This window comes from Pseudomonas sp. K5002 (assembly GCF_013386655.1).
Classification (GTDB): domain Bacteria; phylum Pseudomonadota; class Gammaproteobacteria; order Pseudomonadales; family Pseudomonadaceae; genus Aquipseudomonas.
The window spans coordinates 1-4,166 of sequence record NZ_JACARK010001056.1; the positions used below are offsets into that span (position 1 = coordinate 1).

The window sequence follows — 4,166 nt, forward strand, 5'->3', positions numbered from 1 at the left end:
CGCTGCCCATGGTTGCCGCTGGAACCGTAGGTGCCAGGTCGCGCCACAATCACCACCGGTACGCCCGCACGCCGGCTCAGGGCCTTGGCCTGCCTGGCCTTGGCGGCCAGGGTATTGCCAAGGATCGACTCGGGCGAGCGGTGCATTTCCACGTTGCGGTCGCCATGAAACATCACGATCACCACGGGCACACGGCTCAGCACCGCCCCGGAAAAATAGCGAATGCACTCATCGCCCCCGGCCAACTCGACCCAGAGTGCAGAGTCGACCTGGTTGCAGGTCGACTGGTCGGCCGGGGTGTTCCAAAGCAACGGTGTCGAACCCTCACTCAGGGCCCACGCGCCCGGCACGCCGGCCCACAACAGCATCCACCACAACGCAAACCTGGCCACAGCCACCTCGCCTAACGCTCGCGCAAGGCCTCCCGCGCACGGTTCATGGGCTTGATCAAATAGTCGAGCACGGTTTTCTGGCCGGTCTTGATATCCACCGAGGCAATCATCCCAGGCACAATCGAAAACGACTTGCCGGCCTTGTTTTTCAAGGTGTCAGCGTCGGTGCGAATGAACACTCGGTAGTAAAAAACTTCTGGCTTGACCTCGTCCTGGATAGTGTCCGGAGAAATGGTCACGACCTTGCCGTCCATGCCGCCATAAATGGCGTAGTCGTAGGCGGTGATCTTGACCTTGGCCACCTGGTCGGGATGGATAAAGGCGATGTCTCGCGGGGAGATACGCGCCTCGATCAACAACTGCTCATCCAGGGGCACAATCTGCATCAGGCGCCCGTTGGGCGGGATAACCCCGCCGATGGTGGTGACCTCGATCCCCTTGACAATACCGCGCACCGGCGAGCGCAGGGTCAGGCGGGTCACCGAGTCGGAGCGCCCGCGCATGACTGACGACAGCGTCTCGACGTCGGCATTGACCTTCGCCAGGTCCTCACCGGCCCGCACCATATACTCGGAGCGGGCCTGGGTCAGTTTCAACTCCAGCTCGGCCTTTTGGCGCTTGAGGCGCAACACCTCAACGTTGCTGGCGGCGCCGACCTTGGCCAGGTTTTCGGTGATTTCCAGCTCGCTACGCACCAGCCCGAGCGACGATCGCACGCCGGCCAACGATTCTTCGAGGCCCTTGCGCCGAGTGTTGAACAGGTCGGTTTCGGCGCGCACCAGTGCGGGGTAACGCTCAAGCTCCGGGGGGAACAGTAACGGTTTACCGTCTACCTCGGCCTGCAAACGCGCGACGCTGGCCAGCGACGCCCGGTACTTGGCGGCACTTTCATCAAAGTTGGATTCGGTCTTGGTCGGGTCAAGCCTGGCCAACGTCTGGCCATTTTTGACGATATCGCCCTCCCCCACATTCAACTCCGTGACGATGCCGCCTTCCAGCGACTGGATGATTTGCTCACGCGAGGTCGGGATGACTTTGCCGCTGCCCGTCGAGACTTCGTCCACTTCAAAAAAGTAGGCCCAGGCACCAAACGCAATCAGCATGACAAACACCCAGCCCACCACGCGCGTGGCGCGCACCACCGTGCGTTCATCCACGCCGTCGTGGGTATGCCGGGCGCCTTCGTCTTCGGTGGCGAGCAGGGGTATGGTTTTCGGCGCAGGGCTTTTCACTGGTTTTTCCCCTTCGGTTTGGACAGGCGCGCAATCGCGTTGGCTTTGCTGTCATCGACGATGATCTGGCCGTTGTCGACCACGATCACCCGATTCACCAGGCTCAATACACTCATGCGGTGCGTGGCGATAATCAGCGTGCGGTGGGCCGCCCAGCGGTCGAGGTTGTGGATCAACTGGCGCTCGGTCGCTTCATCCAGGGACGCGGTGGGCTCGTCGAGCAACACGATATGCGGCTGGCGAATCATCAGCCGCGACAGCAGCAGCGACTGACGCTGCCCGCCCGACAGGCCCAGGCCACCTTCCAGGATCATGTGGTCCAGGCCGTCGGCGAACTTGCCGATGAAGTCGCCCGCACCGGTCAGCGCCAGGGCCTGGAGGATTTCCTGATCGCTGGCATGCGGCGCCCCCATGATCAGGTTGTCGCGCAGCGTGCCGTGAAACAGCCGCGAGTTTTGTGTCATCAGCCCCACGTCGCGGCGCACGTCGGCGGGGTCGATGTGGCTGAGGGCAACGCTATCCAGGCTGATGGTGCCAGCCTTGAGGTCGAGCATCCCGGCCAATGCCTGCAACAGCGTGGATTTACCCGCGCCGTTACGCCCCAGAATCGCGATGCGCTCGCCCGGCTGGATCTTCAGGTCGGCCACACGCAGCGCCGGTACGGGGGCATCGTCGGAATACTGGAATGTGGCCTGGCTCAGCGCGTATTGGCCTTTGATCACCGGCAGGTGCACGCGCTTGCTGCCCTCGGGATGGTCCACCGGCAATTCCATGATCCGGTTCAGGCCTTGCAGCGCAACCTTGGCCTGCTGCCAGCGCGTCAGCACCTGGGTGATCTGGGACATCGGCGCCATCATCCGCGACGCCAGGATCGACGCCGCGACAAGGCTACCGGTGGTCATGTCGCTGGCCATGACCATCGGCGCACCGAACACCACCACCACGGCAAACACCGAGCCCTGCACATTGTTGCTCCAGGCCACCAGTTTGTTGGTGAGCAGGCGCAGGCGCAGGCTGGCGTCGCCGCAGGTGGCGTTGTAGTGATTCCATTGTTGCTGGAAGCGCTGTTCGGCCTGCAACGCCTTGATGTCGTCCAGGCCTTGTATGGTCTCCACCAGCATGGCGCTGCGCAACGAGCTTTCACGCATCGACTCATTCGCCAGTGCCGCGAGTTTTTTCTGCGCCAACAGCCCGGGCACTATCAGGAACAGCACAGCCACCATTGGCACCGCCACCAGCGGGCCGGCGATCAACCAGTAGATCACCAGAAACAGCAGGAAGAACGGCAGATCGGCCAGCGCCGTGGCGGTGCTGGAGGTGATCAGCTCACGCAGTTGTTCCAGTTCCTTGAGCTGCGAAATGAACGAGCCGGTGGACTTCGGCCGGGCGCTGTTACGCAAGCGAATGGCATGCCCGAACACCAGGTCGGAAACGCGCAGATCCGCGCGTTTGCCGAGCATGTCAGTGATGCGCACACGGGTGATGCGCATGATGAAATCAAACACCAGCGCCAGCATCACCCCGCCAAACAGCACATACAGGGTGGGCATGGATTCGGCCGGGATCACCCGGTCGTACACCTGCATCGAAAACAGTACCCCGGCCAACCCCAGCACGCTGGTGACCAGCGACGCGAGCATCACATAGCCATAGGGCCGCAGGTCGCGCAGCACGATGTTTTTGAACCACGCCTTCTCGTAAGGCTTGATGTAGTCGTCGACACGCCGGTCACGCACTGCCGCCATGGGTCGCAGAATCACGCTCTTGCGCGCTTGCTCCAACAGGTCCTGGCGGGTGAGCCGGCTTTGCAGGCCGCCGTCGCCGCTGTAGGCGATGCCCAGGTTGTCGCCGTCGCCGAGGGTTTCGAGCACACCCACCTGGCCGTCGGCAAATTGCAGCACCACCGGTAATTGGCGCTGCATCAGCGTGGTTTCGCTGAAGTCGGCAATCACGCAGTTCAACCCCGCCTGGCGGGCCATCTGCCGTACCACCTCTTCCACCGAAGCGCCTTCGGTCCATTTTGCGGCGATGCGCACGCTTTGGGCCGAGCATTCCAGGCGGTAATGCCGGGCCACGCTCAGGACGGCCTCCAGCCACACGTCATAATCCACTGCGGGCGCCGGGTTCAGCGGGGTTTGTACTGCGTTGGTTTCGTCCGCAAGCATCACAGCATCATTCATGGCCGAATCTCCACACCTTGCAGGGTGCTGTTGTCCAGGTGGAACGCCGTGCGCAGTGCGCCCGTGTTGTAGAGGCAATCGATTTTCAGGCGGCGCAGGTCAGCGGCGGTGTTTTCCCGGTCCATGCGTGCCTGGTGAATTTCCTGCTCGGCATTCAGCAGGTCGAGCAACGGCCGTGTGCCCAGTTCGAGGTACTGCTGGCGATACAGGTCGCGGGTTTCGGAGATGCTGCGCTCACGAAAATCCAGGGTGGATAGCCGTTGGCTGAGGCTTGAGATTTGATCCCGCGCTTCCAGCAACCCCTGGCGAACCGCAAGGCGCGCGGCGTCGTTGGCGGCATCGGCGGAACGCAGGGCCTGTTG

Annotated in this window: 2 protein-coding genes and 2 pseudogenes; all 4 read right to left on the reverse strand. The window is 62.6% G+C overall.

Annotated features, from left to right (window positions below; all coding sequences use genetic code 11):
• Window positions 1-368, reverse strand: a pseudogene (locus HX846_RS33090) (alpha/beta hydrolase); the annotation flags it as partial.
• A gap of 35 nt (window positions 369-403) precedes the next feature.
• Window positions 404-1,594, reverse strand: coding sequence for an HlyD family efflux transporter periplasmic adaptor subunit (locus HX846_RS33095; RefSeq protein ID WP_087693464.1), 1,191 nt, complete (start codon window positions 1,592-1,594; stop codon window positions 404-406).
• 26 nt (window positions 1,595-1,620) lie between these two features.
• Complete coding sequence (locus HX846_RS33100; RefSeq protein WP_178967039.1) at window positions 1,621-3,804, reverse strand: type I secretion system permease/ATPase; 2,184 nt, start codon at window positions 3,802-3,804, stop codon at window positions 1,621-1,623.
• A pseudogene (locus HX846_RS33105) lies at window positions 3,801-4,166 on the reverse strand (type I secretion protein TolC); the annotation flags it as partial. The gene HX846_RS33100 and the pseudogene HX846_RS33105, both read right to left, overlap by 4 nt.

Excerpts from the sequence above, each read along its gene's own strand:
- HX846_RS33100 (WP_178967039.1), bottom strand. The coding sequence starts at position 3,804 with ATGAATGATGCTGTGATGCTTGCGGACGAAACCAACGCAGTACAAACC.